21 protein-coding genes, 1 other RNA gene and 1 riboswitch are annotated in these 22196 nt (G+C 63.9%); of the genes, 12 read left to right on the top strand and 10 right to left on the bottom strand.

Translation table 11 applies throughout. The annotated features are described in order from the left end of the window. Positions 1–108 precede the first annotated feature (108 nt). Positions 109–663, top strand: coding sequence for a protein-tyrosine phosphatase family protein (locus RA19_RS04840; RefSeq protein WP_039160056.1), 555 nt, complete (start codon positions 109–111; stop codon positions 661–663). A 119-nt stretch (positions 664–782) separates the two neighbouring features. Here RA19_RS04840 and RA19_RS04835 read toward each other — a convergent pair whose 3' ends face one another. Both RA19_RS04835 and RA19_RS04830 read right to left on the bottom strand, forming a co-directional pair. Beyond that, a complete protein-coding gene (locus RA19_RS04835) occupies positions 783–1187 on the bottom strand; it encodes a hypothetical protein (protein WP_039160054.1) in 405 nt (134 codons plus the stop codon). A 107-nt stretch (positions 1188–1294) separates the two neighbouring features. Beyond that, positions 1295–1513, bottom strand: a riboswitch (cobalamin riboswitch). An 18-nt stretch (positions 1514–1531) separates the two neighbouring features. After that, positions 1532–2140, bottom strand: coding sequence for a TetR/AcrR family transcriptional regulator (locus RA19_RS04830; protein WP_039160052.1), 609 nt, complete (start codon positions 2138–2140; stop codon positions 1532–1534). Between the two features lie 71 nt (positions 2141–2211). On the opposite strand from RA19_RS04830, the gene RA19_RS04825 reads away from it, so the two are divergent. Continuing rightward, positions 2212–3093 carry an alpha/beta hydrolase family protein gene (locus RA19_RS04825; RefSeq protein ID WP_039160049.1) on the top strand — a complete coding sequence of 294 codons (882 nt, stop codon included), beginning with the start codon at positions 2212–2214 and terminating at the stop codon, positions 3091–3093. A 123-nt stretch (positions 3094–3216) separates the two neighbouring features. On the opposite strand, the gene RA19_RS04820 is transcribed toward RA19_RS04825, so the two are convergent. From RA19_RS04820 to RA19_RS26900, 3 genes are read right to left on the bottom strand one after another with little or no spacing between them, the layout of a single operon-like run. Then, positions 3217–3684, bottom strand: a complete 468-nt coding sequence (locus tag RA19_RS04820; protein ID WP_039160047.1) for an SRPBCC family protein — start codon at positions 3682–3684, stop codon at positions 3217–3219. 58 nt (positions 3685–3742) lie between these two features. Next, entirely contained in the window at positions 3743–4729 is a 987-nt protein-coding gene (gene nudC, locus RA19_RS04815) for an NAD(+) diphosphatase (RefSeq protein WP_039160044.1), read from the bottom strand. Beyond that, on the bottom strand, positions 4726–5157 hold the full coding sequence (locus RA19_RS26900; RefSeq protein WP_193748229.1) for a hypothetical protein: 432 nt from the start codon (positions 5155–5157) through the stop codon (positions 4726–4728). Before RA19_RS26900 ends, nudC begins: the two co-directional genes overlap by 4 nt. On the opposite strand from RA19_RS26900, the gene RA19_RS04810 reads away from it, so the two are divergent. Then, entirely contained in the window at positions 5116–6921 is a 1806-nt protein-coding gene (locus RA19_RS04810; protein WP_241479021.1) for a 5'-nucleotidase C-terminal domain-containing protein, read from the top strand. The two genes, RA19_RS26900 and RA19_RS04810, sit on opposite strands and share 42 nt — an antisense overlap. Before the next feature lie 51 nt (positions 6922–6972). Further along, positions 6973–7071: signal recognition particle sRNA small type (ffs, locus tag RA19_RS26090), an RNA gene on the top strand. 196 nt (positions 7072–7267) lie between these two features. Here the strand turns inward: ffs and RA19_RS04805 are convergent. Next, complete coding sequence (locus RA19_RS04805) at positions 7268–8101, bottom strand: prephenate dehydratase (RefSeq protein WP_039160039.1); 834 nt, start codon at positions 8099–8101, stop codon at positions 7268–7270. 120 nt (positions 8102–8221) lie between these two features. Here RA19_RS04805 and RA19_RS04800 point away from each other — a divergent pair, with 120 nt between their 5' ends. Next, on the top strand, positions 8222–8728 hold the full coding sequence (locus RA19_RS04800) for a c-type cytochrome (protein WP_039160281.1): 507 nt from the start codon (positions 8222–8224) through the stop codon (positions 8726–8728). A gap of 82 nt (positions 8729–8810) precedes the next feature. Here the strand turns inward: RA19_RS04800 and RA19_RS04795 are convergent, their stop codons facing one another. Then, positions 8811–9047, bottom strand: coding sequence for a DUF333 domain-containing protein (locus tag RA19_RS04795; protein ID WP_039160036.1), 237 nt, complete (start codon positions 9045–9047; stop codon positions 8811–8813). Positions 9048–9281: 234 nt separating this feature from the next. Between RA19_RS04795 and RA19_RS04790 the strand changes: the two genes are divergently transcribed. From RA19_RS04790 to RA19_RS04775, 4 genes are all read left to right on the top strand, one after another. After that, positions 9282–11195 carry an extracellular solute-binding protein gene (locus RA19_RS04790; RefSeq protein ID WP_039160033.1) on the top strand — a complete coding sequence of 638 codons (1914 nt, stop codon included), beginning with the start codon at positions 9282–9284 and terminating at the stop codon, positions 11193–11195. A gap of 9 nt (positions 11196–11204) precedes the next feature. Continuing rightward, complete coding sequence (locus RA19_RS04785) at positions 11205–12290, top strand: microcin C ABC transporter permease YejB (protein WP_039160031.1); 1086 nt, start codon at positions 11205–11207, stop codon at positions 12288–12290. Between the two features lie 3 nt (positions 12291–12293). Then, complete coding sequence (locus RA19_RS04780) at positions 12294–13400, top strand: ABC transporter permease (RefSeq protein ID WP_039160029.1); 1107 nt, start codon at positions 12294–12296, stop codon at positions 13398–13400. Between the two features lie 133 nt (positions 13401–13533). Next, positions 13534–15126, top strand: coding sequence for an ABC transporter ATP-binding protein (locus RA19_RS04775; RefSeq protein WP_039160027.1), 1593 nt, complete (start codon positions 13534–13536; stop codon positions 15124–15126). A gap of 273 nt (positions 15127–15399) precedes the next feature. Here RA19_RS04775 and hemN read toward each other — a convergent pair whose 3' ends face one another. Continuing rightward, the gene (gene hemN / locus RA19_RS04770) at positions 15400–16755 is read right to left on the bottom strand and encodes an oxygen-independent coproporphyrinogen III oxidase (RefSeq protein ID WP_039160025.1); all 1356 of its coding nucleotides are present in this window, start codon (positions 16753–16755) and stop codon (positions 15400–15402) included. Between the two features lie 62 nt (positions 16756–16817). On the opposite strand from hemN, the gene fnrL reads away from it, so the two are divergent. Further along, positions 16818–17558 carry a transcriptional regulator FnrL gene (gene fnrL / locus RA19_RS04765; protein ID WP_039160022.1) on the top strand — a complete coding sequence of 247 codons (741 nt, stop codon included), beginning with the start codon at positions 16818–16820 and terminating at the stop codon, positions 17556–17558. Between the two features lie 117 nt (positions 17559–17675). On the opposite strand, the gene RA19_RS04760 is transcribed toward fnrL, so the two are convergent. After that, positions 17676–18299 carry a cytochrome P460 family protein gene (locus RA19_RS04760; protein WP_039160280.1) on the bottom strand — a complete coding sequence of 208 codons (624 nt, stop codon included), beginning with the start codon at positions 18297–18299 and terminating at the stop codon, positions 17676–17678. Positions 18300–18430: 131 nt separating this feature from the next. On the opposite strand from RA19_RS04760, the gene RA19_RS04755 reads away from it, so the two are divergent. Then, the gene (locus RA19_RS04755) at positions 18431–19318 is read left to right on the top strand and encodes a LysR family transcriptional regulator (RefSeq protein ID WP_039160020.1); all 888 of its coding nucleotides are present in this window, start codon (positions 18431–18433) and stop codon (positions 19316–19318) included. Positions 19319–19529: 211 nt separating this feature from the next. On the opposite strand, the gene RA19_RS04750 is transcribed toward RA19_RS04755, so the two are convergent. Next, positions 19530–20369 (bottom strand): universal stress protein, encoded by an 840-nt coding sequence (locus RA19_RS04750; RefSeq protein ID WP_039160019.1) that lies wholly within the window; start codon positions 20367–20369, stop codon positions 19530–19532. A gap of 203 nt (positions 20370–20572) precedes the next feature. Between RA19_RS04750 and ccoN the strand changes: the two genes are divergently transcribed. Beyond that, positions 20573–22183: a cytochrome-c oxidase, cbb3-type subunit I gene (ccoN, locus tag RA19_RS04745; RefSeq protein ID WP_039160017.1), complete on the top strand. Its 1611-nt coding sequence runs from the start codon at positions 20573–20575 to the stop codon at positions 22181–22183. Positions 22184–22196 lie beyond the last annotated feature (13 nt).

Below are 22196 nucleotides of genomic sequence, written 5' to 3'. Positions count from 1 at the left end.
AGGGCGGTCAGGGAAAAGGCTTTGGCTTTCTGCCGTTAGCGTCTAGGCTGCGGCTCTGAGGCCTAAGGCGGAAACGGGAATTGGAACGCAAGCGCAAGGAGCGTCGGAATGCGGTCTGAGGAAGTCTCTGAAACAGCGGCGCAAGAGGCGCCCAAGGCGGAAAACCTCGCTGTGCACGCGCTGCCGGTGGCGGGCGGCATTCTGGCGCTGTGCCCCTTGCCCGGAGCAGGCGGCGACTACCGCGGCGATCTGGATCATATCAACGACTGGAAACCGGGGCTGGTGCTCTCGATGACCACTGCCGAGGAGCAGGCGGCCGCAGGCGGCCAGATGCTGGGGGTGGATATCCAAAGCATGGCGAGCCGCTGGATCCACCTGCCGGTGCCGGATTTCGGCACCCCGCCGCCGGAGGTCGAGGTGAAATGGCCCGCGGCCAGTCAGGCGGCGCGCAAGGCGCTGGCGGGCGGCGGCCGGGTGCTGGTGCATTGCAAGGGCGGCTGCGGCCGCTCCGGCATGGCGGTGCTGCGGCTGATGATCGAAAGCGGCGAGCCCGCGGTCAAGGCGCTGGCCCGGCTGCGAGCGGTACGTCCTTGCGCGGTGGAGACCCAAGCGCAGATGGAGTGGGCCTATGCCGGGTACGAGATTGGGCAGGAGGCAGAGTAGAAAGCCAGGCGCTAACTTTTCTGTCATCGCCAGGCCCTCCCCACGGGAGGGCGCTAACGCACCCGTCCAGGGTCGCGCGCTGCCCTCTGTGGAATGCAGGTGTTTCCGCGGCTTTGAGCTTACAGCGCCATCATCTGTTCCGCCTGCCGCGCTTCCGCCGATTTCGGCAGCGCCTCCATCAGCGCGCAGGGGCGGGATTTCAGCGCACCAGCCGCAAAGCCTTTTCCATCCCGGTTTAAGATCGCATCGGCGAACTGATCCAGGCCTTCGCGCGGAGCGTCCTCTCCGACGCCGCAATAGAGGCGGATCCGGTCATGGCTGGCCACGAACTGCGCCGGGCATTTGCGCGGGCAGCCGTCCAGGGCCGAGGTACCGGTAATTTCAAAGTCTTCCTGGGTCAGCGGTTTGGCCTTGGTCATCGCCTCGGCCAGCTTGGCGATCATCCGCTCTGCCGCGGGGCAGGGACGCCCCAGGTGCTTGCAATCCGTTGCCGCAAAGAAATGCGTTTGGTCGGTCCAAATCATATCTGCGCCCTCCGCGCGTGGTGCGGGGGTTCGGGGACAAGAGTTCGGATGAAATTGCGGAAGTCCCGCGGTGCCATCAGACCCTGTCCGGACGCCCCGCCCGGGTTCGAGTTTCATATCCGATGGCAGGTCTCCTGACTTGCGGGTCGTCGCTTTCCCGATCCTTCCCGGCCTTTTGGGCCAGTGGCTCTATCGGGGTCGCTCGCCGCTTACAGTTGCGGGGGCAGTCGCGGAGTTGGCATGCATATGCGCAGGCCGCACCGTGTTCCCTTTTCATCCCGGACACAAGATTCTGTGGCACGGGAACCATCGCCACAAGCGGTAGCGGTTCACCTGCCGAGTCGTCAATCGTTTTTCTGCAGCTGCATCGGGGGGCATATCTGGAGGTGCAGCGCCCGGATCACATCCGAGTCGCGCCGCACCCGCGCCAGCTGCCAGCCGCCCTGCAGCAGGATGTAGAAATTCTCCGCCGCCGCTTGGGCCTCGGTCTCCGCCAGCCCCAAGCGCTGTGCATGTGCCACCGTGGCGCTGATCCAGCCTTCGAACAGCAGCGCGGCATGCTGGTGGAAGGCCTCGTTTTCCGGCCCTTCGAACAGCGTCGCGGAGACCGGGCAGCCGCTCCATTTTCCCTGCATGTCAAACAGCTTGGCCAGCTTGTAGCAGACCGTCTTGGCGCCTTCCTGGAACCTGGGGGCAGGGGTGAAGGAAGCGTCGATCAGCTGCAGCATCTGGTCCGAGGCCCAATTGGCAGCCGCCAGCGCCAGGTCGGATTTGCCGTTTGGGAAGTGGTGGTAGAGCGAGCCCTTGGGTGCCCCGGCTTCGGCCAGAAGCTCGGCCAGCCCGGTGCCGCTGTAGCCCTTATTGCGGAACAGGCTGGCGGCGGCCAGAATCAGCCGGTCGCGGGTCGGGAGGGGCTGATCCGGCGCGGGTCCGGCTGTCGTCACGTCATCCATGGCGGCAGCTTGACAGCAATAGACCGATTGGTCCAGTGATGCGATTGGACCGATTGGTCTAGGAGGCGGCAATGCTGGACAGCAGCGCAGATCAGTCAGCGGCAGTGCGTGAGCAGGAGCTGCGGTTTCCCTCCGGGGACTCTGTGCTGGCAGGACGGCTTTACCAGCCGGCAAGCCGGCCGCGGGCAGCCGTGGTGCTGAACGGGGCCACCGGGGTGCCGCAGCGCTATTACCGGCATTTCGCGCGCTGGCTGGTGGCGGAGCGGCAGGTGGCCTGCCTCACCTATGACTACCGGGATTTCGGCGCCTCGGCGCAGGGTCATCCGCGCCGGTCAAAAGCAACGATGGCCGATTGGGCGCTGGCGGATCAGCCCGCCGCCCGGGACGAAATGCGGCGGCACTATGCGGGAGTGCCGCTGTGGGTTATCGGCCATTCGCTGGGGGCGATGCTGATGCCCCTGCAGGATGGCCTAGAGGACGTCGCCCGCATGATCGTGGTTGCGGGCGGCTTGGTGCACCACCACGATCACCCCTGGCCCTACCGCGCGCTGGCGCTGGCTTTCTGGTTCGGCCATGTGCCGCCGCTGGTCCGCGCCCTGGGCTATCTGCCCGGGCGCGCGGTTGGGTTCGGAGCAGACCTGCCTGCCGGAGTCTATTGGCAGTGGCGCCGTTGGTGCACCACCCGCGGCAGCTATTTGCCGGAGACCAGGCAGGAGCTGCCGCAGCCGCGATGGGAGGCGGCGGGTATTCCCGTAAGCCTGTTTGCTGCAGCGGATGACGATGTTGTACCGCCCGCTGCGGTCTGGCAGCTGGGCAGGGTCTTTGGCGATGTGCCGCAGGAGCGCATAATTCTGGATCCGCAGGCGTACGGCCTGAAAGCCATAGGCCACCTCGGCGCCTTTACCCGCAGCAATGCCGCGCTTTGGCCGCAGCTGGTGCCGCAAAAGGAATAACCGGGCTTCCGGACCGCAGGGGCCGGTGTGCAATGCCTGCCGGGCTTCTTTCTGGTCTGAAATACTCCGGGGTGAATTGGCTGTTAGGCCAAGAGGGGCAGCGCCCCTGCCCGGGAGGCCGCGTCACGCGCTGCGGTTCAGCCGTTCCTCGGTAACCCGCGCATACTCGGCCAGGCGCAGCTTGAAGCGGCGGGTGAGATTGCTGCGGGCAAGCTTCAGCGACTGCACCAGCAGACGGCCGGTCAGGGTGGTGGGTGAGAGTTTCAGCCGGACCGACATGCGGGTGCGCTGCGGCGACAGGGCCAGCAGTTCGATGTTCAGTCGGCCGTCAATACCGCTGCCGCCTCCAGTCAGGCTCAGCCCGGTGACCGGCGTAATGGAATCCAAGGTCAGGCGAATGTCGCGCGCCTTGCCGCGGAACCGGAATTTGAAGTCCCAGACCAAGCCGTTTTCCGGGTGCGCAATATCGCCGGCGCGCTGCACTTCGATGCCGCGCCGCAGGGCAGAGCGTTCCAGCAGCTCAAAATCGCTAACCACGCCGAATACTTCGGCAATCGGGGCTTCAATGTCTTCTTTGCTCTGGAATTCCATGCTTGCCTGTCTTGGTTGTGCGGTCTAGGTGCTGCGCCGGTTGCGGCGAATATGCGCCTTAGTCCAGCGTGTCCGCAAGCCAGTTCTTGAGCAGAAAATGTGCAATTGCGCCTTTTCGCGCCGGCTTCAGAACCGGATGCCCGCCGGCAAAGACCGTCATCATCTCCTGGCGGCTGACCCAAAGCGCGTCTTCGATTTCATTCGGATCAATGGTGATGTCCTGGCTCACCGCTTCGCCTGCGCAGCCGAACATCAGCGACATCGGGAAGGCCCAGGGCTGCGAGGACAGGTAGCTGACCGGGCCCACCCGCACGCCGGTTTCCTCAAAAGTTTCCCGGCGCACCGCGGCTTCCAGGGTCTCGCCTGGCTCCACAAACCCTGCCAGTAAGGAGTACATGCCTTCGGGCCAGCCGGGAGAGCGGCCCATCAGCACCGAATCGCCGTGAGTGATCAGCATGATCACCACCGGGTCCGTGCGCGGGAAATGCGGTGTTTTGCACGACGGGCAGAGCCGCTGCCAGCCTGCCTGCGCCAGGTTGCTGGGTTCGCCGCAGCTGGCACAGAACCGGTGGCTGCGGTGCCAGGACAAAAGCGCCTTGGCGGTGGCGGCCAGTTCTGCTTCCAGCGGCGTCAGCCGGGTCATCACCCGGCGCAGCTCGGCAAAGACATGGGCCGGCGGCAGATCGGGGTGCTGCTGTTCGCTGGCATCGGCAAAGCTGTTGAGCGCATCCTGATCCAGCCCATCAGGCTGCCAATCGCTGAGGTCGCAGGCAAAGCAGGGCGTGCCGCCGGGAGCCAGGCCCAGGAACAGAGCTTCGTCCTGACGGCTGGCGGCCAGCGCATGGGCGGGCGCCGTCCAGGCCAGCCCGCCGGGCAGATCCGCGCCGGCCTCCCGCACCGTCAGCGGCTTGCCGCGCCACATCAGCAGCACCTGCGCCCGGCAGTCCGCCCAGGCTGCAGTCAGGGCTTCCGGGTCGCCGCGCATATGCGCCGCCCGTTCCAGCCCGCCGCCGCCGCCGAAAGTGACCTGTTCTGCGTGTTTCATGGCAGCTCTCCTTTGGCTGGCGGCGGCTTGGTTGCGTTCAACGGACGGGCTAGGTTTCTCCATGCCAGTGCGTTGGCAGGGTTGCCAGTAATTGCCGGTGATCCGAGCTTGCCTGTCACTGCACCGCCACACCTGCTTCGCCCGGTTTGCGTCATTTTCCTGCGGAACAGGGCCGGAATGCGGCCCGGCTGCCGCCGCGTTAATAAAATTTCAAATGCTGCAAAAAGGTTTCTTTGCAAATCGTTAAAACGCTGATTCAAATAGCGGCAAACCAAGAACGGCGCCAAACGGCGCTGGAAGGAGCGGCGGCAGGCGGTGTCAGCAGAAATTCGGACATGACAGGCGGGGCGGAAGCTCCAGAGCCCCGGGTTTCCGGGGTGCTGCGCGTGCTGGCGACCACGGACCTGCACTGCAATCTGCTGAGCCATGACTATTACGCAGACCGGCCGGACCCGGCTATCGGGCTGTCCCGGGTGGCTAGCCTGATCGCACGCGAACGGGAAGCGGCGGCGCGGGAGGGGGCTGCTTGCATCCTGGTGGACAACGGCGACGGGTTTCAGGGCTCGCCGCTGGGCGACATCATCCCCGGCGCGGAGGGGCCGCATCCTCTGGCGCGTGCCTTTCAGGAGCTTGAGTATGACGCGGCCGGGCTTGGCAATCATGATTTTGATTTCGGGCTGGAGGCGCTGGCGGGGATCCTGAAGGATGTGGACTGCCCGGTGCTGTGCTCAAATCTGACGGCGTTGCAGCCGGGATTGGCATTGCCGTTTGCGCCTTTGGCTGTGCTGGAGAGGCAGGTTCCGGGCTGCCCGGAGCTGCCACCGGTGCGGATCGGGCTGGTATCGGTTCTGCCGCCGCAGACGCTGGCCTGGTGCGGTGCGGAGCTGCAGGCGCAGCTGGCGGCCGACGGGATTGCCGAGACCGCGGCGGTGCTTGCCCGCAGGCTGAAAGAAGACGGCTGCGACCTGGTGCTTGCGCTGGCTCATACCGGCCTGGCAGTCAAATCCGGTGCGGATCTCAGCGAAAACGCACTGGAGCCGCTGGCGCAGATTGCGGAGATTGATGCGGTGGTTGCCGGCCACACGCATCTGACGCTGCCGGATAAGTCGCATGCGTTCGACAAGCCGGTGGTGATGCCGGGCGCGCATGGCTCGCACCTTGGTGTGATCAGCCTGGATCTGGAATACGGCTCTGCGGGCTGGCGTGCCGCGGGCGGCAGCGCCGGCGTGCTGCCGGTGGCGCAAAAGGCGCCGGATGGCGCGGCGGTGCCTCTAGTGCCGGAGGCGCCCGGCTTTGCGAGGGCGCTGGCTGCAGATCACGCGCGGACACTGGAGCGGATGCGCCAGCCTGCGGGCTACAGCTCGGTGGCAATGCACTCCTATTTTACTTTCTTTGCACCGGACCGCGGCCTGTCGCTGGTCGGCAGCGCACAGGCAGCAGCGGTGCGGCCGCTGCTGCCGGGCACCGCCGCGGAGGGTTTGCCGCTGTTGTCGGCCGTTGCACCCTGCAAGTTCGGCGGCCGTTCGGGGCCGCAATTCTATACCGAGATCGCCGCAGGAAAGCTTTCGGCCCGCAACATCGCAGATTTGCAGATTTTTCCGAACGAGCTGCGGGTTGTAACGGTGAGCGGCACCCAATTGCAGGACTGGCTGGAAATGTCGGCCGGCCTGTTCAGTCAGGTGGAGCCGGGCAGTGCGGGCCAGCCTTTGGTCGACCCGCAGCGGGCGGGGCACAATTTCGATGTGGTGTTCGGGCTGAGCTACCGGATCGACGTCTCCCAGCCGGCGCGGTTTTCCGCTGCAGGGGAACGGATCAATCCGGAGGCGCAGCGGATTCTAGGGCTGTCCTGGAACGGGCAGCCGGTTGGGCCGACGCAGCGTTTCGCAGTTGCAGCCAACAGCTACCGGGTCAGCGGCGGGGGCAGCTTTCGGATGCTTCGGGAAGCTGAGCAGCTGCCGCTGCCGCCGATGCGGATCCGCGGTGCGGTGCGCGACTATATCGCCGGCCGGCTTCCAGCGGACCCGCTGGCGGAAGCGCCGTACCCCTGGCGTTTGGCGCCGTTGCCCGGAACACGTGCAGTTGCTGTGACCGGTCCGGGCGCAGCGGGGTTTCTGGAGGAACTGCCGGCAGGGCTTGTGGAGCTGCGCGGGTTGAACAGTGGCGGTTTCCTGCATCTGGATCTGAAGCTCTGAGCGGCAGCCGGGGCTATTGCCATTCCCGGCACCTGTGCTTATACGGGGAATCGAGAGGTTGGCGCGGGCAGGCGCCTCGCCAACCTGGTCAGGTCCGGAAGGAAGCAGCCACAACGAGCCCCGCTTGGGTCGATGTCCAGCCTCTCACTTGCCCCCCCCGCATCGCATGTGAATAGCAACGGGAGTTCTCCCGCCGCCTCTGGCGCAATCAAAGATTGCACCCTTGCCGTTGGGCCCGGCGCCGCGCTGGTGCGCGGCGGGGTACTGTTTTTTTCTGGTTCGAAGTATCCTGGGATGAATTGGCCGTGAGGCCAAGAGGGGCAATGCCCCTGCCGGAAAAACCAGTTCAGAACCGTCCGTTATCCGCCGGATAGACCCCCAGGATCTCCACATTGGTGGTGAAATAGCTCAACTCGTCCATTGCCAGCTGCACATGCGGATCGTCCGGATGGCCGTCGATATCGGCGTAGAACTGCGTGGCGGTGAAGGAGCCGTCCACCATATAGCTTTCCAGCTTGGTCATGTTGATGCCATTTGTGGCAAAGCCGCCCATCGCCTTATAGAGGGCCGCCGGGATGTTGCGCACCTGGAACACGAAACTGGTGATCATGTTATGGGCGCCGCGGCGGCGGTAGTCCGGCTCCGGCGACATGATCAGGAAGCGGGTGGTGTTGTCGCCGTTGTCCTCGATATGGCGGGCCAGAACCTCCAGCCCGTAGATCTCGCCTGCCAGCTCGCTGGCCAGCGCCGCCACATGTTTGTCGCCTGCATCGGCCACATCGCGCGCCGCCCGCGCGTTGTCAGGGCTGACCCGGCCGGTGATGCTGTGCTCGCGCAGGAAGGTGCCGCATTGCGGCAGCAGCACCAGGTGCGATTTTGCCTCGCGGATATCCTCTAGCTTGGCGCCCGGAACCCCCAGCACATTGATGTGCACTCGCACAAAGGCCTCGTCGACGATATGCAGCCCGCTGTGCGGCAAAAGGCGGTGGATATCGGCGACCCGGCCGTAGGTGGAGTTCTCCACCGGCAGCATTGCCTGATCGGCTGCACCGCTCTTTACCGCTGCTATCGCATCCTCGAAAGTGCGGCAGGGCAGCACTTCCATGTCGTGGCGGGCGTTGCGGCAGGCCTCGTGGCTGTAGGAGCCCAGCTCCCCCTGAATGGCGATCTTGCGGGTCATGAGGTGTGTTCCCGGTGCAAAACTTCAACAATTGGGCGTTTCGTCGCGCTGTCTATACCTTGCCACTTGAGAGGGGAAGCCTTAGACAGCCGGTCAGACAGCTAAATGGACCCGCGATTCATGTTTGACACAATGACCCTTACCAAAGCGACCGCAGGCGTCTGCGGCGCGTTCCTGGTTCTCCTGCTGGGCAAATGGGCCGCAGAGGGCCTGTATCACGTCGACAGCCATGGTGAGGCCGCCTATGTGATCGAAGTCGCCTCGGCTGAAGCCGCAAGTGATGAGCCGGAAGTCAGCTTCGAAGAGCTGATGGCCTCTGCCGATGTTGCCAAAGGCGCCAAGGTTTTCAAGAAATGCTCCGCTTGCCACAAGCTGGAAGACGGCGCCAACTCGACCGGCCCGTATCTCTATGGCGTGGTTGGCCGCACCATCGCTGCCGCTCCGGGCTTCGGCTACTCCGGCGCGCTGACCGGCATGGCGGACAAAGCCTGGACCGCAGAAGAACTGGATGCCTTCCTGGCCAAGCCGTCGGCTTACGCCTCGGGCACCACCATGTCGTTCTCCGGTCTGAAGAAGCAGAAAGACCGCGTGAACCTGATCGCTTACCTGGACAGCCTGGACAACTAAGCCAGACCGCTGTCCAAGCAATCCGAATGAAGAAGCCGCTGCATTTGCAGCGGCTTTTTTGCTGGCAGCAAAGATGACGAGCTCAGCCAGGGTTGTTTTCCAGGTAATAGGCCCGTGCATCGCGCTCCTGGCCGTCGGGCAGGATGCAGACGCCGATGGTGCCCGCCTTGCCGCTGCGCAGCACATAGCTGCCGCCGCTTTGAACGCAGAACGCTTCTTCGGGGCTGCTGTAGACCACTTCCTCTTCCTGCTGGGCGCAGGCGCTAAGAGCGGCGGCTCCGGCTAGGGCAAGGGCGGCAATTATCTTCGGTTTCGGCATCAGCTGTCTCCCAGGTTTGTTAACGAGATTGTGATGCGAGGCTTGCACGCGGCCAGCGTACGGGCAAGCGCGGCCTGCCGGCGCGGGGCGGATCGGCAGCGGCACGCCGAAAGCGGCGGCAAAGACACCGGGAAATCACCCAATCTCAACTTGAATGTTACCACCCCCGGCCATTAGCTTGAGGGCAGAAAACATCCGGGGCGGGCAGTCCCTGGGCAAAGGAGGTCATGGCAGATGAAAACCGCTCAGGCTGCGGCGCGTGTGCGCGCAAAGGAGAGGGTGAACCCGGTGCAGGCCGCTGCGGCGCTTGCCTTGGGGCTTGTTCTGGCACTGGCAGCAGCGACGCTGGCCAAGGCGGAAGAGACCATCATCAAGGCGCATGGCTTTGCCGAGTTCGGCGAATTGAAATACGGCCCGGAGTTCCAGCATTTCGACTATGTGAACCCGGACGCACCCAAGGGCGGCGAGCTGTCGATCTCCTCGGTCGGAACCTTTGACAGCATGAACCCATATACCCGAAAGGGCCGTGCGGGGGCGCTGTCGTCGGAGCATTTCGAAAGCCTCATGGTGGCGTCCTATGACGAGCCCGGCTCCTATTACGGGCTGCTGGCCGAAAGCCTTGAGTATCCGGAAAGCCAGGACTGGGTGATCTTCAACCTGCGCCCCGAGGCGCGGTTTTCCGATGGCTCCCCGGTTACCGCGGATGATGTGGTGTTCTCGCACAACATCCTGCTGGACCAGGGGCTGAAATCCTATGCCGAGGCGGTGCGCAAGCGTATCCCCAAGGCCGAAGCGCTGGGGCCGCACCGCGTCAAGTTCTACTTCTCACCGGACTTCCCGCGCCGGGCGATGATATCTCAGGTCAGCGGCACCCCTGTATTTTCCAAGGCATGGTTCGAGGCCGATCCGGAGAACCGCCGCATAGACGAGCCGCGGCTGGACCCGGGCATTGGCTCCGGCCCCTACGTGCTGGACAAGGCGGAGGTGAACCAGAGCATCACCTACCGCCGCAACCCGGACTACTGGGGCAAGGATGTCAACGTGAACCTCGGCCGCCATAACTATGACAGTATCCGGGTGGAGTATTTCGGCGATGCGGTGGCAGCGATGGAAGGCTTCAAGGCCGGCGTCTATACCCTGCGGCCCGAGAACAGCTCTAAAAGCTGGGCCACAGCCTACAACTTTGATGCAGTGAACAACGGCCAAGTGGTCAAGGGCGAGATCCTGGACGGCAACGTGCCAGCGGCTTCGGGCTTTGTGATGAATCTGCTGCGGCCCAAGTTCCAGGACATCCGCGTTCGCGAGGCGCTGCAGCTGGGCTATAACTTCGAGTGGACCAATGAGAGCCTGCAATACGGCCTGTTCCGCCACCGCTCCTCCTTCTGGCAGGACACGCCGCTGCAGGCCCAAGGCCTGCCCGAGGGGCGGGAGAAAGAAGTGCTGGAGGCGCTCGGCGATCAGATCGATCCGGCGCTGCTGACCGCCGAGCCGGTGATGGCGCATGCGTCCAAGGCCGCCCGCCCGGGCGACCGGCGCAACCTGCGCAAGGCGATGAAGCTGCTGGACGCGGCCGGCTGGACCGTGGGCGATGACGGCCTGCGCCGCAATGCGGACGGCGAAGTGTTCAAGCTGGAGTTCCTGGTCGACAGCCCGACCATCGAGCGCATCGTGCAGCCCTATGCCACCAACCTCAAGACCATGGGGCTGGACGCGGTGGTGAACCGGGTCGATTACGCGCAGTTCACCAGCCGCCGCCGGGAAAAGGAGTTCGACATGATTTCCTCGGCCTATTCAATGTCTTTGGAGCCCTCGACCGGTCTCTACCAGTATTTCGGTTCGGAGGCGCATGAGTATTCGGTCTTCAATCCCGCAGGGCTGGCGGACCCGGCGGTCGATGCGCTGATCGGCAATATTGTCAACGCCAAGGCGCAGGAGGAACTGCGCGCCAATGTCCGCGCCTTGGACCGTGTGCTGCGCGCCAAACGCTTTGCGGTACCAACCTGGTATCTGGATGTGAACTGGATCGCCTATTGGGACATGTACGCCCAGCCGGAGAACCTGCCGCCCTACAGCCCCGGTTTCCTGGACCTGTGGTGGATTGATGCAGACCGCGAAGCGGCGCTGAAGTCCGCTGGCGCACTGCGGTAAGCCCCGGCCATGGCAGCCTATATCCTGCGCCGCTTGCTGCTGGTGATCCCAACGCTGTTCGGCATCCTGGTGGTGAATTTTGCCCTGGTGCAATTCGTGCCCGGCGGCCCCGTCGAGCAGATCATCGCCCAGATTGAAGGCGGCGGCGATGTGTTCGAAGGTTTCGCCGGCAATGGCGGCGACACCGGCACCGAGACCATCGGCGCCAACGAAAACTATGCCGGCCGCCAGGGCCTGCCGCCGGAGCTGATTGCCGAGCTGGAACAGCAGTTCGGTCTCGACAAGCCGCCGTTGGAACGCTTTCTGATCATGCTTGGCAATTATGCTACCTTCGATTTCGGCGAGAGCTATTTCCGCAAGATCGGGGTGACTGACCTGGTGCTTGAGAAAATGCCGGTCTCGATCTCGCTGGGCCTGTGGTCGACGCTCATTGCCTATCTGATCTCGATCCCGCTGGGCATCCGCAAGGCGATGCGCGACGGCTCCTCGTTTGATACCTGGACCAGCGGTGTGATTATTGCAGCCTATGCCATTCCGGGTTTCCTGTTTGCCATCATGCTGCTGGTGCTGCTGGCCGGCGGCTCCTATTGGCAGGTATTTCCGCTGCGGGGCCTTACCTCGGACAATTGGGAAAGCCTCAGCCTGTTTGGCAAGATCGCAGACTATTTCTGGCACATTGCACTGCCGGTGGCAGCTTCGACCATCGCGGCCTTTGCGACGCTGACGCTGCTGACCAAGAACTCCTTCCTGGATGAGATCAAGAAGCAATATGTGATGACCGCCCGCGCCAAGGGGCTGGGCGAGACCCGGGTGCTGTATGGCCATGTGTTCCGCAATGCGATGCTGATTGTGATTGCCGGTTTCCCTGCGGTGTTCATCGGAGTCTTCTTCTCCGGCTCGCTGATCATTGAGACGATCTTCTCGCTTGACGGCCTTGGCCGCCTGGGGTTCGAGGCCGCGGTGGCGCGCGATTACCCGGTGATGTTCGGCACCATGTATATCTTCGGCCTGATGGGGCTGGTGGTCGGTATCGTCTCGGACCTGATGTATGTGTTCGTCGATCCACGCATCGACTTTGAAAAGCGGGAGGGCTGAACCATGGCACTGTCCCCCCTGAACCTGCGCCGCTGGCATAATTTCCGCAAAAACCGCCGGGCCTATTGGTCGCTGTGGATCTTTGCGGTGCTGTTCGGCCTGTCGCTGTTTGCCGAGTTCATTGCCAACGACAAGCCGATCCTGGTCAGCTACCGCGGCGGAATCTATGCGCCGGTGTTCAAGTTCTACCCCGAGACCAGGTTCGGCGGCGATTTCCAGACCGAGGCGATCTATGGCGATCCGGAGGTCGAGTGCCTGATCCAGTCGGGAGGCGTCGAGGACTGTTTCGATGACCCTGAGGGCATCCTTTCCGAAATCGCCGCAGGCACCTATGCCGCTGACGGGTTCGCGCAGGGCTGGACCCTTTGGCCGCCGATTCCCTACAGCTTTAACACCACCGTCGACCGCCCCGGCGCGGCACCGCTGCCACCCAACAGCCAGAACCTTCTGGGCACCGACGACACCAAGCGCGATGTGCTGGCGCGGGTGATCTACGGCTTCCGTCTGTCGATCCTGTTCACCCTGATGGTTACTGGCGCTGCCAGCCTGCTGGGCATTCTGGCCGGCGCGGTGCAGGGCTATTTCGGCGGTCTGACCGACCTTATCTTCCAGCGGGTGATCGAGGTCTGGGGCTCGATCAACTCGCTTTATGTGATCATCATCATGTTCGCCATTCTGGGCCGCAGCTTCTGGCTCTTGGTCGGGCTGATGATCCTGTTCGGCTGGACCGCACTGGTGGGCGTGGTGCGGGCCGAATTCCTGCGGGCCCGCAACCTGGAATACGTCCGCGCCGCCAAGGCGCTGGGGGTCGGCAACATGACCATCATGTTCCGCCACATGCTGCCCAATGCGATGGTGGCGACGCTGACCATGCTGCCCTTCATCATCACCGGCACTATCGGGCTGCTGGCCGGCCTCGACTTCCTAGGCTTCGGCCTGCCGTCCTCGGCCCCCAGCCTGGGCGAGCTGACACTGCAGGCGAAACAGAATCTGGAAGCGCCCTGGCTCGCCTTCACCGCCTTCTTTACCTTTGCGATCATGCTGTCGCTGCTGATCTTCATCTTTGAAGGGGTGCGCGATGCCTTTGATCCGCGGAAGACGTTTTCATGAAATTGGAGCAGGTCGCAAAGATGCGCCGCCCGGCGGCTCGCCGGGCAGTGCCCGTCCGCCCCCACGGGCGGGCACTTCGTTTCCGCCCTCGGCCGGGCACCGCCCTTAGCGCAGGATTTCAAGGGGTAGAAAAATGACCACATCAAGCGCGCCCCTCCTCAACGTCCAGAACTTGCGCGTCTCATTCCGTCAGGACGGCAAGATCAGTCAGGCCGTGCGCGGCGTCTCCTTCTCGGTGGACCGGGGCGAGACCGTGGCGCTGGTTGGTGAAAGCGGTTCCGGCAAATCCGTCTCGGCGCTTTCCACCGTTTCGCTGCTGGGCGACAGCGCCATTGTCGAGGGCTCCGTGACCTACAATGGGACCGAAATGGTCGGCGCCCGTGAGAAACACCTGATGCAGGTGCGCGGCAATGACATCAGCTTCATCTTCCAGGAGCCGATGACCTCGCTCAATCCGCTGCACACCATTGAACGGCAGCTGGAGGAATCTCTCGCTTTGCATCAAGGGCTGTCCGGCAGGGCCGCCCGCGACCGTATTCTGGAGCTTCTGAACAAGGTCGGCATCCGCGATGCGGAAAACCGGCTGACGTCCTATCCCCACCAGCTGTCGGGCGGACAGCGTCAGCGGGTGATGATCGCCATGGCGCTGGCCAATAAGCCAGATATCCTGATTGCGGATGAGCCGACCACCGCGCTTGATGTGACCATCCAGGCGCAGATCCTCGACCTGCTGGCAGAGCTCAAGCAAAGCGAAGGCATGGGGCTGCTGTTCATCACTCATGATCTGGGCATCGTGCGCCGCATCGCTGACCGGGTCTGTGTGATGAAGGACGGCGAGATCGTCGAGGAAGGCCCGGCGGCCGAGATCTTTGCCAACCCGCAGCACCCCTACACGCAGAAACTGCTGGCGGCCGAGCCCTCCGGCCGGCCGCGGCCGGTGGAGGAGGGGGCCGAGGAGCTGGTGGCGGCCAAGGATCTCAAGGTCTGGTTTCCGATCCAGAAAGGGCTGCTGAAACGCACCGTCGGCCATGTGAAGGCGGTGAATCCGATGACGGTCTCGCTGCGGGCAGGGGAGACGCTGGGCATCGTCGGCGAGAGCGGCTCCGGCAAGACCACCCTGGCACTGGCGATCATGCGGCTGATTGCGTCCGAGGGCGAAGTCTCGTTCCGCGGCCAGGACCTTCGCAAATGGTCGACCCGCGACCTGCGCAAGCTTCGCAAGGACATGCAGATCGTGTTCCAGGATCCGTTCGGCTCTCTCAGCCCGCGGATGACCTGCGCCCAGATCATTTCCGAAGGACTGGCGATCCACGATGTGGACCAGCACCGCAATAGCCGCGAACTGGTGGCAGAGGTAATGACGGAGGTGGGGCTCGATCCGGCAGCGATGGACCGTTACCCGCATGAGTTCTCCGGCGGCCAGCGCCAGCGCATCGCCATCGCCCGTGCCATGGTGCTGCGGCCCAAACTGGTGGTGCTGGACGAGCCGACCTCGGCGCTGGACATGACGGTGCAGGTGCAGATCGTCGAGCTGCTGCGTGACCTTCAGGCCCGCTATGGCCTTGCCTATCTGTTCATTTCCCACGACCTCAACGTGGTGCGGGCGATGTCCCATAATGTGGTGGTGATGAAGCAGGGCGATGTGGTGGAGACCGGCACTGCAGAAGCGCTGTTCGCAAATCCGCAAGCGGAATATACCCGCAGGCTGCTGGCCGCGGCGGGCTAACCCCCTGTCAGGCATGCAGCATCTACGGGTTCACGGCCTGCGCGGCGTGTATGAGTTGCGGCAAACGTGCTGGCCTTTTCTGCCCGGCTGCTTTCCAGTGTTTTAAATGCGGCGGGGCACTCCCGTGCCCGCAGGTGCCCCGGCTGCGCCGGATCCCCTTGGCGGCCTTGGGCCAGGCTCAGCGCCTCAGGCGCTGAGCCTGGCCCAACGGGAGCTGGGCATTTTCAAATGCACTGGCGACGGGCGGGAGGGCGTCCGGCTGCTGCACAAGGGTCAGATGGCGGTGCTGTGCCCTGCCTTGCTGAGGTCATACGCATCAAAGCTGCGGGCAATCATGCGCGTCAGCGGACGGGCTTCCTCGCGGACTTCCAGGCCTTTCGGCGAAAGAGCCAGCATTCCGGGAAAGGCGGCACCGGCTTCGGCCAGCATCGAATTCAGCACCGCATCCGAGACCGGGAAACGTGACAGGATTTCATCGCGGCAAATGCGGAAATCACACATCAGCGCTTCGATCAGCCGGGCCCGAAGCAGGTCATCGCCGCCAAAGGCATGGCCGCGCGCGGTGGCAAAGCGTCCGTCCCGGATCGCGCGGACATACGCCGAGGTGCCCGGCGCGTTCTGCGCATAGCCCTGCGGAAACCGCGAAATCGCCGAGGCGCCGATACCGATCAGCACCTCCGCCGGATCATCGGTATAGCCTTGGAAGTTGCGCCGCAGCCGGCCGGTGCGCCGGGCAATGGCCAGCCCGTCTTCGGGCCGCGCGAAATGGTCGATGCCAATCTCCCGGTAGCCGTCCCAGAGGAACAGCTGCCGGGCGGTTTCGAACAGCTCCAGCCGGGCCTCCGGCGTCGGCAGCGTGTCCGAGCGGATCATGCTTTGCCGTCCGGCCATCCAGGGAACATGGGCATAGCCGTAGACGGCGGCCCGGTCCGGGGTAAGCGACAACAGCTTTTGCACGCTTTCCGTCATACGGGCCGGGGTCTGGTGCGGCAGGCCGAAGAGAATGTCGGCGTTCAGGCTTTCGATGCCGTGCGCACGCAGCATCTCAATGGCCTGACGTGTGGCATCAAAACTTTGGATTCGGCCGATTGCCTGCTGAATGGTGCCATCGAAATCCTGCACCCCGACCGATGCGCGGTTCATGCCCGCCGCTGCCAGAGCGTCCAGCCGCCGGCCGCCGATCTCGTTCGGGTCGATCTCAACCGAGAATTCCGCCCGCGGATCCAGCGGCAGCGCCTGGGTGATCGCCTCCGCCAGGCCGCGGATCAGATCTGCGCTCAGCAAGGTCGGCGTGCCGCCGCCCCAATGCAGCCTCGACAGGGTCACGCCTTCGGGAAGCTGCTGCTGGAGCAGCGCGATTTCCGCCTTCAGAACCTCGATGTAGGCCTCGACCGGCGCGTCGGATTGCGTGCCCTGGGTGCGGCAGGCGCAAAACCAGCATAATCTGCGGCAGAACGGCACATGCACATAAAGTGAGATGCTGCTGCCCGGCGAAATACTCGAAACCCAGCTGGAAAACACGGTGGAATCGGTGCTTTCCCTAAAGTGCGGCGCCGTTGGGTAACTGGTATAGCGCGGCACTTTGGCGTCAAACAAACCGAGTTTGGCCAATTGAGCTTTCTGATCCATTCCATTAGTTTTATATGTGCCGGCCACGGCAAGCCTTGACCCAGATCAACCGGGATCTCCCAATGAACGCACCAGTCTTGTCACAGTCCAGATGCGGCGACTGCCCGATCCGCCACCGTGCCGTCTGCGCCCGCTGCGACGCGGATGAGCTGGAAGAGCTGGATGCGATCAAATACTACCGCTCCTATGAAGCCGGCCAGCCGATCATCTGGTCGGGTGACGTTATGAACTTCGTCGGGTCGGTTGTGTCCGGCATTGCCTCGCTGACGCAGACGATGGAGGACGGGCGCACCCAGATGGTGGGGCTCTTGCTGCCCAGCGATTTTGTTGGCCGCCCGGGCCGCGAAGGCGCTGCCTATGACGTGGCGGCGACCACTGATGTGGTGATGTGCTGCTTCCGCAAGAAGCCGTTTGAAGAGCTGATGGAGCGGACGCCGCATATCGCCCACCGGCTGCTGGAAATGACCCTGGACGAACTGGACGCAGCGCGCGAATGGATGCTGGTCCTGGGCCGAAAGACCGCACGCGAGAAGATCGCCAGCCTGTTGTCGATCATCGCCCGGCGCGATGCCTCGCTGACGCCGGGCGGCGCCGCCAACCGGATGGTGTTCGACCTGCCGCTGACCCGCGAAGCGATGGCGGATTATCTGGGCCTGACGCTGGAAACCGTGAGCCGGCAGATCTCTGCGCTGAGAAAAGACGGCATCATCGAGCTGGAAGGCAAGCGCCATGTGACCGTGCCCGACATGCGCCGCCTGATGGAAGAAGCCGGCGACGACAGTGACGGCGGCTTCCTGGGCTGATCCAGGCTCAGCTGCTTTCTTTCCGAACAGATCCCCAAGTTATCTGAACAAACCCCCAAGAGTGCTGGGCCGCACCCTTGGGGACCTGTGCTGCGGCTGTTGGGTGGGGAAAGCCGCTCAGGGCTTCGCTGCGCGCAGCACCGGGTAGAACTGGGTGAAGACGAAGTCATCCTCGGCATTGGCTTCGTGGCAGGCATTGCAAGCATCTGTGGGGAAGGCGGACGCGGTTTCTGCGTAAGGCTCACCGCCGTGGCCGAAGGAGAAGAAGGCCCAGCCGCCGGGCTCTTCCGGGAAGCGCGCATTGTCCTTGACCAGCAGCTCCAGCCCCACGAAATCGCCCTGGAAATAGCCGATGCCCGACACTTGCGCATTGGCGCCGGTCTCCTCATCGGTGCTGTCATCGGTCTGCACCATCACCAATTCCTTGGCGATCTGGGTGCCCTCAGGCCAGGTTCCGGTGGCAGCGTAATGGTCAAAGGCGGTTGGCTCGACATAGACGTTATGGAATTCGGGAAACGGCGCCTCGCCGCCATTCAGCGCGTTGGGTGTGAGCGGGCTGCCGACAAAGACCCAGCGGCGGTAATCCTGCGGGCGGACGGCATCCCCCTGAGCAGTGAAGTCGGCCCCGCGTATGGCGGCGGATTGTGCAAAGACGGTCCCTCCGGCCACAGCGGCCATGATCAGGGCGCTCAGCAGAATGAGGGCGGCGAGAAGGATGGATTTGGCGTTTTCACGGGTCATCGGCATGTCCTTGGCTGCGTCGTGTGATGGGCTGGGACAAAGGTAGGAAAGCGCAGGCCGGCCGTGGGTTATGAAAATCATAACTGCACATTCATGGGGATTTGCCGTTTACTGGCGGCAGGAGGACCCGCATGGATTTACGCCGCATCCGCCAGTTTCTGCTGCTGGCCGACACCTTGAATTTTTCCGAGGCCGCCAGGCGCAGCGGGGTGTCCCAGCCTGCGCTCAGCAAATCGGTCCGCAAGCTGGAGGAGGAACTGGGCGGCAGCCTGATCCGGCGCGAGGGGCGGCTGACCCATCTGACCCATCTGGGGCGGGCGATGGCGCTGCATCTGGCAGAGGTGGCGCGCAGCGCGGCTTCGGCTGAGGCCGAGGCGCGGCGGATCAGCAGCGGCAATGTGCAGCCTTTGGAGATTGCGGTGATGTGCACAGTGGGACCCTACCGGCTGTCGCCGTTCATGCTGGATTACCTGGCCGAGCACCGGGACGTGGAGATCACCCTGCATGACGTGCCCGCGGTGAAGATCGGCGAGGATCTTCTGAGCGGGCGCGTCGATCTGGCCATTCTTGGCGCGCCGGTCTCGGATGCCGGGCGGCTGCACCATATCGAGCTTTACACCGAGGACATGGTGATGGCCTGTGCCGCTGATCACCCTTATGCAGCACGGTCCGAGGTGGATCTGGAGGATCTGTCCCGGCTCTCTTATCTGGACCGGCTGCACTGCGAGTTCCGCGATACTTTCCTGGCCACCGCGGTGCGGGAGAATGTGCCGATGCGGATCTCGGTGCGCAGCGAGCGCGAAGACTGGATCCAGCATCTGGTGAAGACCGGCCAGGGGGTCACCATCCTGCCGCGCCATTCGGTGGTGATGGATGGCATCGCAACGGTGCCGCTGGCCCGCGAGGACATGAAGCGCAGCGTGCTGCTGTCAGTGGCTGCCGGGCGGCAGGACGCCGAAGCGGTACAGCAGTTTGTGGCCCGGGCGCGCAAATTTGCCTGGAACGGCGGGGCGGGCTGACACACAGGCTGGCATGCCTTTGGACTGATCAAGCGGCATTCAAGCCCGGGAGGGCTCCCGCGCCCGCGCGTGCCCGGCTTTGCCGGATCCGCTGGCGGCCTTGGGCCAGGCTCAGCGCCTTTGGCGCTGAGCCTGGCCCAACGGGCAGAGGCCGTTTTTCAAATGGCCGGGGCCGGGCGGGAGCTCTTGGTTGCGGCCCGGGCGCAACGTTTCAGTGGGCCATCAGCACCGGCACCGCGGCCTGTTCCAGCATGTTGCGGGTGGCGCCGCCCAGGATCGCTTCGCGGAAGCGGGAATGGCCGTAGGCGCCCATCACGATCAAGTCGGCCGAGGTGTCGGTGGCGTGGCGGTTCAGGATGTCCGACACCCGGGTCAGCGTCTTGCTGAGCACGTCAATTTCGCAGGCCACCCCGTGCCGGGCCAGCATCTGTGCCAGCAGGCCGCCGGGATCGGACCGTTCGGGCCCGTGCTGCGGCGGGTCGATCACCGCGATGCGGACCAGATCGGCGCCAATCAGGAACGGCAGTGCTTTGCGGATCGCCGTCATCGCCTCGACACTTTCGTTCCAGGCTACCAGCACGGTTTTCGGCTGCCGCATCGGCTCTGCCTTGTCCGGCACCACCAGAACTGGTGCGCGGCCTTCGAACAGGGCTGCTTCGACGATCGGCTCGGCTTCCGCGCGCTTGCCCGGCCCATAGGGCTTGCCCAGCACCACCAGGTCGGAGAACCGGGCTTGGCGCGCCACGTGGCGGCCAAGGTCGGCGATCTGGGCAATGCCGCTGTCGGCGGCAAAGGGCACACCCGCGCGCCGCAGGGTGTCTTCCGCCAGCGCCTGGACCTCCTCGGCCTCCTCCTGCGCGCGGGCCAGAGTCTCCTGCAGCACCAGGGCATTGGCACCGGCGTAGTAATAGCCGGTCTGGGTCCGGTCGACGCCAAGACAGAGCGCGTCGGCGTGAGCGCCGAAAGACTCCGCCAAGGCTGCGACCTGCGCCAAGGGCGCATTGGCTGAATCCGCAGACGTTAGGACGGTAAGCAAGGACTTGTAGGACATGACACCTCCCGGCGTTTCCGGCGCCGGCAAGCCCCCATGGCTCCGGCGCGGCGTTTTTCACTGCAGGGAACAAGTGTCACATACCGCCCGGAAATGTCTTGATGCAGATCAAGGCACCGACGGGGCGCCTTTTGCATGAAGGGCGCAGTCTAAAAACGCCTCTGCGATTCAGGATTCGCGCAGGCATGGCAAAGGGACGCAAGATGTCTAACTATATCAAGCTGATAGCGCTTGGTCTGGTCACGCTGTTTGCGATGATCGGCACCAATTATGCGCGGGATCTGGCTTACCAGGTGCATGCGGTCATCGTGATGATCGTGGCCGGCGGGCTGTTCCTCTATACTTTGCGCCACACTGACGAGCCGAAAAAGGCCGTCGCCGGGGTGGAAAACGAGTATTTCGACAGCGTCGTGCGCGCTGGTGCAATTGCAACCGCCTTCTGGGGCGTGGTCGGGTTCCTGGCCGGGACCTTCATTGCGTTCCAGCTGGCCTTTCCGGCGCTGAACTTCGACTGGGCGCAAGGCTTTGCCAATTTCGGCCGCCTGCGCCCGCTGCACACGTCTGCGGTGATCTTCGCCTTTGGCGGCAACGCGCTGCTGGCGACCTCCTTCTACGTGGTGCAGCGGACCTCGGCCGCGCGTCTCTGGGGCGGTAACCTGGCGTGGTTCGTGTTCTGGGGCTATCAGCTGTTCATCGTGCTGGCGGCAACCGGCTATTTGCTCGGCGGCACCCAGTCCAAGGAATACGCGGAACCCGAGTGGTACGTTGACCTGTGGCTGACCATCGTCTGGGTCGCTTATCTGGCGGTGTTCCTGGGCACCATCATCAAGCGTAAAGAGCCGCACATCTACGTGGCGAACTGGTTCTACCTGGCGTTCATCGTCACCGTGGCGATGCTGCATGTGGTCAACAACGCGACCATTCCGGTCTCGATTTGGGGTTCCAAGTCCGTGATCGTCTGGCCGGGTGTGCAGGATGCGATGGTTCAGTGGTGGTACGGCCACAACGCCGTGGGCTTCTTCCTGACTGCAGGCTTCCTGGGCATGATGTATTACTTCATCCCGAAGCAGGCCGAGCGTCCCGTCTTCTCCTACAAGCTGTCGATCATCCACTTCTGGGCGCTGATCTTCCTGTATATCTGGGCGGGCCCCCACCACCTGCACTACACCGCGCTGCCTGACTGGGCCTCGACCCTCGGCATGGTGTTCTCGGTGATCCTGTGGATGCCTTCCTGGGGCGGCATGATCAATGGCCTGATGACCCTGTCGGGCGCCTGGGACAAGCTGCGCACCGACCCGGTGATCCGGATGATGGTGATCTCCGTCGGCTTCTACGGCATGTCCACCTTTGAAGGCCCGATGATGTCGATCCGCGCGGTGAACTCGCTGTCGCACTACACTGACTGGACCATCGGCCACGTGCACTCCGGCGCGCTCGGCTGGAACGGCATGATCACCTTTGGCGCGCTGTACTACCTTGTTCCGGTGCTGTGGAAGCGTGAGCGTCTCTATAGCCTCAGCCTGGTGTCCTGGCACTTCTGGCTCGCCACCATCGGTATCGTGCTCTACGCCGCCTCGATGTGGGTGACCGGTATCATGGAAGGTCTGATGTGGCGCGAAGTGGACGCCAACGGCTTCCTGGTGAACTCCTTTGCCGACACCGTGGCAGCGAAGTTCCCGATGTATGTGGTGCGCGGACTGGGCGGGGTCATGTTCCTCGCAGGCTCCATCATCATGTGCTACAACCTGTGGATGACCGTCCGCCGGGCCCCGGCCAAAGAGGCCAGCCTGTCGGTCCAGGTCCCGGCTGAATAAGGAGGGCCGGTGA

This window comes from Leisingera sp. ANG-M1, from assembly GCF_000813745.1.
Lineage (GTDB): Bacteria > Pseudomonadota > Alphaproteobacteria > Rhodobacterales > Rhodobacteraceae > Leisingera.
The sequence above is the reverse complement of the archived record's forward strand: the minus strand, read 5'-3'. Positions and strand labels throughout refer to the sequence as shown.

Excerpts from the sequence above, each read along its gene's own strand:
- RA19_RS04840 (WP_039160056.1), top strand. The coding sequence starts at position 109 with ATGCGGTCTGAGGAAGTCTCTGAAACAGCGGCGCAAGAGGCGCCCAAG.
- RA19_RS04835 (WP_039160054.1), bottom strand. The coding sequence starts at position 1,187 with ATGATTTGGACCGACCAAACGCATTTCTTTGCGGCAACGGATTGCAAG.
- RA19_RS04830 (WP_039160052.1), bottom strand. The coding sequence starts at position 2,140 with ATGGATGACGTGACGACAGCCGGACCCGCGCCGGATCAGCCCCTCCCG.
- RA19_RS04825 (WP_039160049.1), top strand. The coding sequence starts at position 2,212 with ATGCTGGACAGCAGCGCAGATCAGTCAGCGGCAGTGCGTGAGCAGGAG.
- RA19_RS04820 (WP_039160047.1), bottom strand. The coding sequence starts at position 3,684 with ATGGAATTCCAGAGCAAAGAAGACATTGAAGCCCCGATTGCCGAAGTA.
- nudC (WP_039160044.1), bottom strand. The coding sequence starts at position 4,729 with ATGAAACACGCAGAACAGGTCACTTTCGGCGGCGGCGGCGGGCTGGAA.
- RA19_RS26900 (WP_193748229.1), bottom strand. The coding sequence starts at position 5,157 with ATGGCTCAGCAGATTGCAGTGCAGGTCCGTGGTCGCCAGCACGCGCAG.
- RA19_RS04805 (WP_039160039.1), bottom strand. The coding sequence starts at position 8,101 with ATGACCCGCAAGATCGCCATTCAGGGGGAGCTGGGCTCCTACAGCCAC.
- RA19_RS04800 (WP_039160281.1), top strand. The coding sequence starts at position 8,222 with ATGTTTGACACAATGACCCTTACCAAAGCGACCGCAGGCGTCTGCGGC.
- RA19_RS04795 (WP_039160036.1), bottom strand. The coding sequence starts at position 9,047 with ATGCCGAAACCGAAGATAATTGCCGCCCTTGCCCTAGCCGGAGCCGCC.
- RA19_RS04790 (WP_039160033.1), top strand. The coding sequence starts at position 9,282 with ATGAAAACCGCTCAGGCTGCGGCGCGTGTGCGCGCAAAGGAGAGGGTG.
- RA19_RS04785 (WP_039160031.1), top strand. The coding sequence starts at position 11,205 with ATGGCAGCCTATATCCTGCGCCGCTTGCTGCTGGTGATCCCAACGCTG.
- RA19_RS04780 (WP_039160029.1), top strand. The coding sequence starts at position 12,294 with ATGGCACTGTCCCCCCTGAACCTGCGCCGCTGGCATAATTTCCGCAAA.
- RA19_RS04775 (WP_039160027.1), top strand. The coding sequence starts at position 13,534 with ATGACCACATCAAGCGCGCCCCTCCTCAACGTCCAGAACTTGCGCGTC.
- hemN (WP_039160025.1), bottom strand. The coding sequence starts at position 16,755 with ATGGATCAGAAAGCTCAATTGGCCAAACTCGGTTTGTTTGACGCCAAA.
- fnrL (WP_039160022.1), top strand. The coding sequence starts at position 16,818 with ATGAACGCACCAGTCTTGTCACAGTCCAGATGCGGCGACTGCCCGATC.
- RA19_RS04760 (WP_039160280.1), bottom strand. The coding sequence starts at position 18,299 with ATGACCCGTGAAAACGCCAAATCCATCCTTCTCGCCGCCCTCATTCTG.
- RA19_RS04755 (WP_039160020.1), top strand. The coding sequence starts at position 18,431 with ATGGATTTACGCCGCATCCGCCAGTTTCTGCTGCTGGCCGACACCTTG.
- RA19_RS04750 (WP_039160019.1), bottom strand. The coding sequence starts at position 20,369 with ATGTCCTACAAGTCCTTGCTTACCGTCCTAACGTCTGCGGATTCAGCC.
- ccoN (WP_039160017.1), top strand. The coding sequence starts at position 20,573 with ATGTCTAACTATATCAAGCTGATAGCGCTTGGTCTGGTCACGCTGTTT.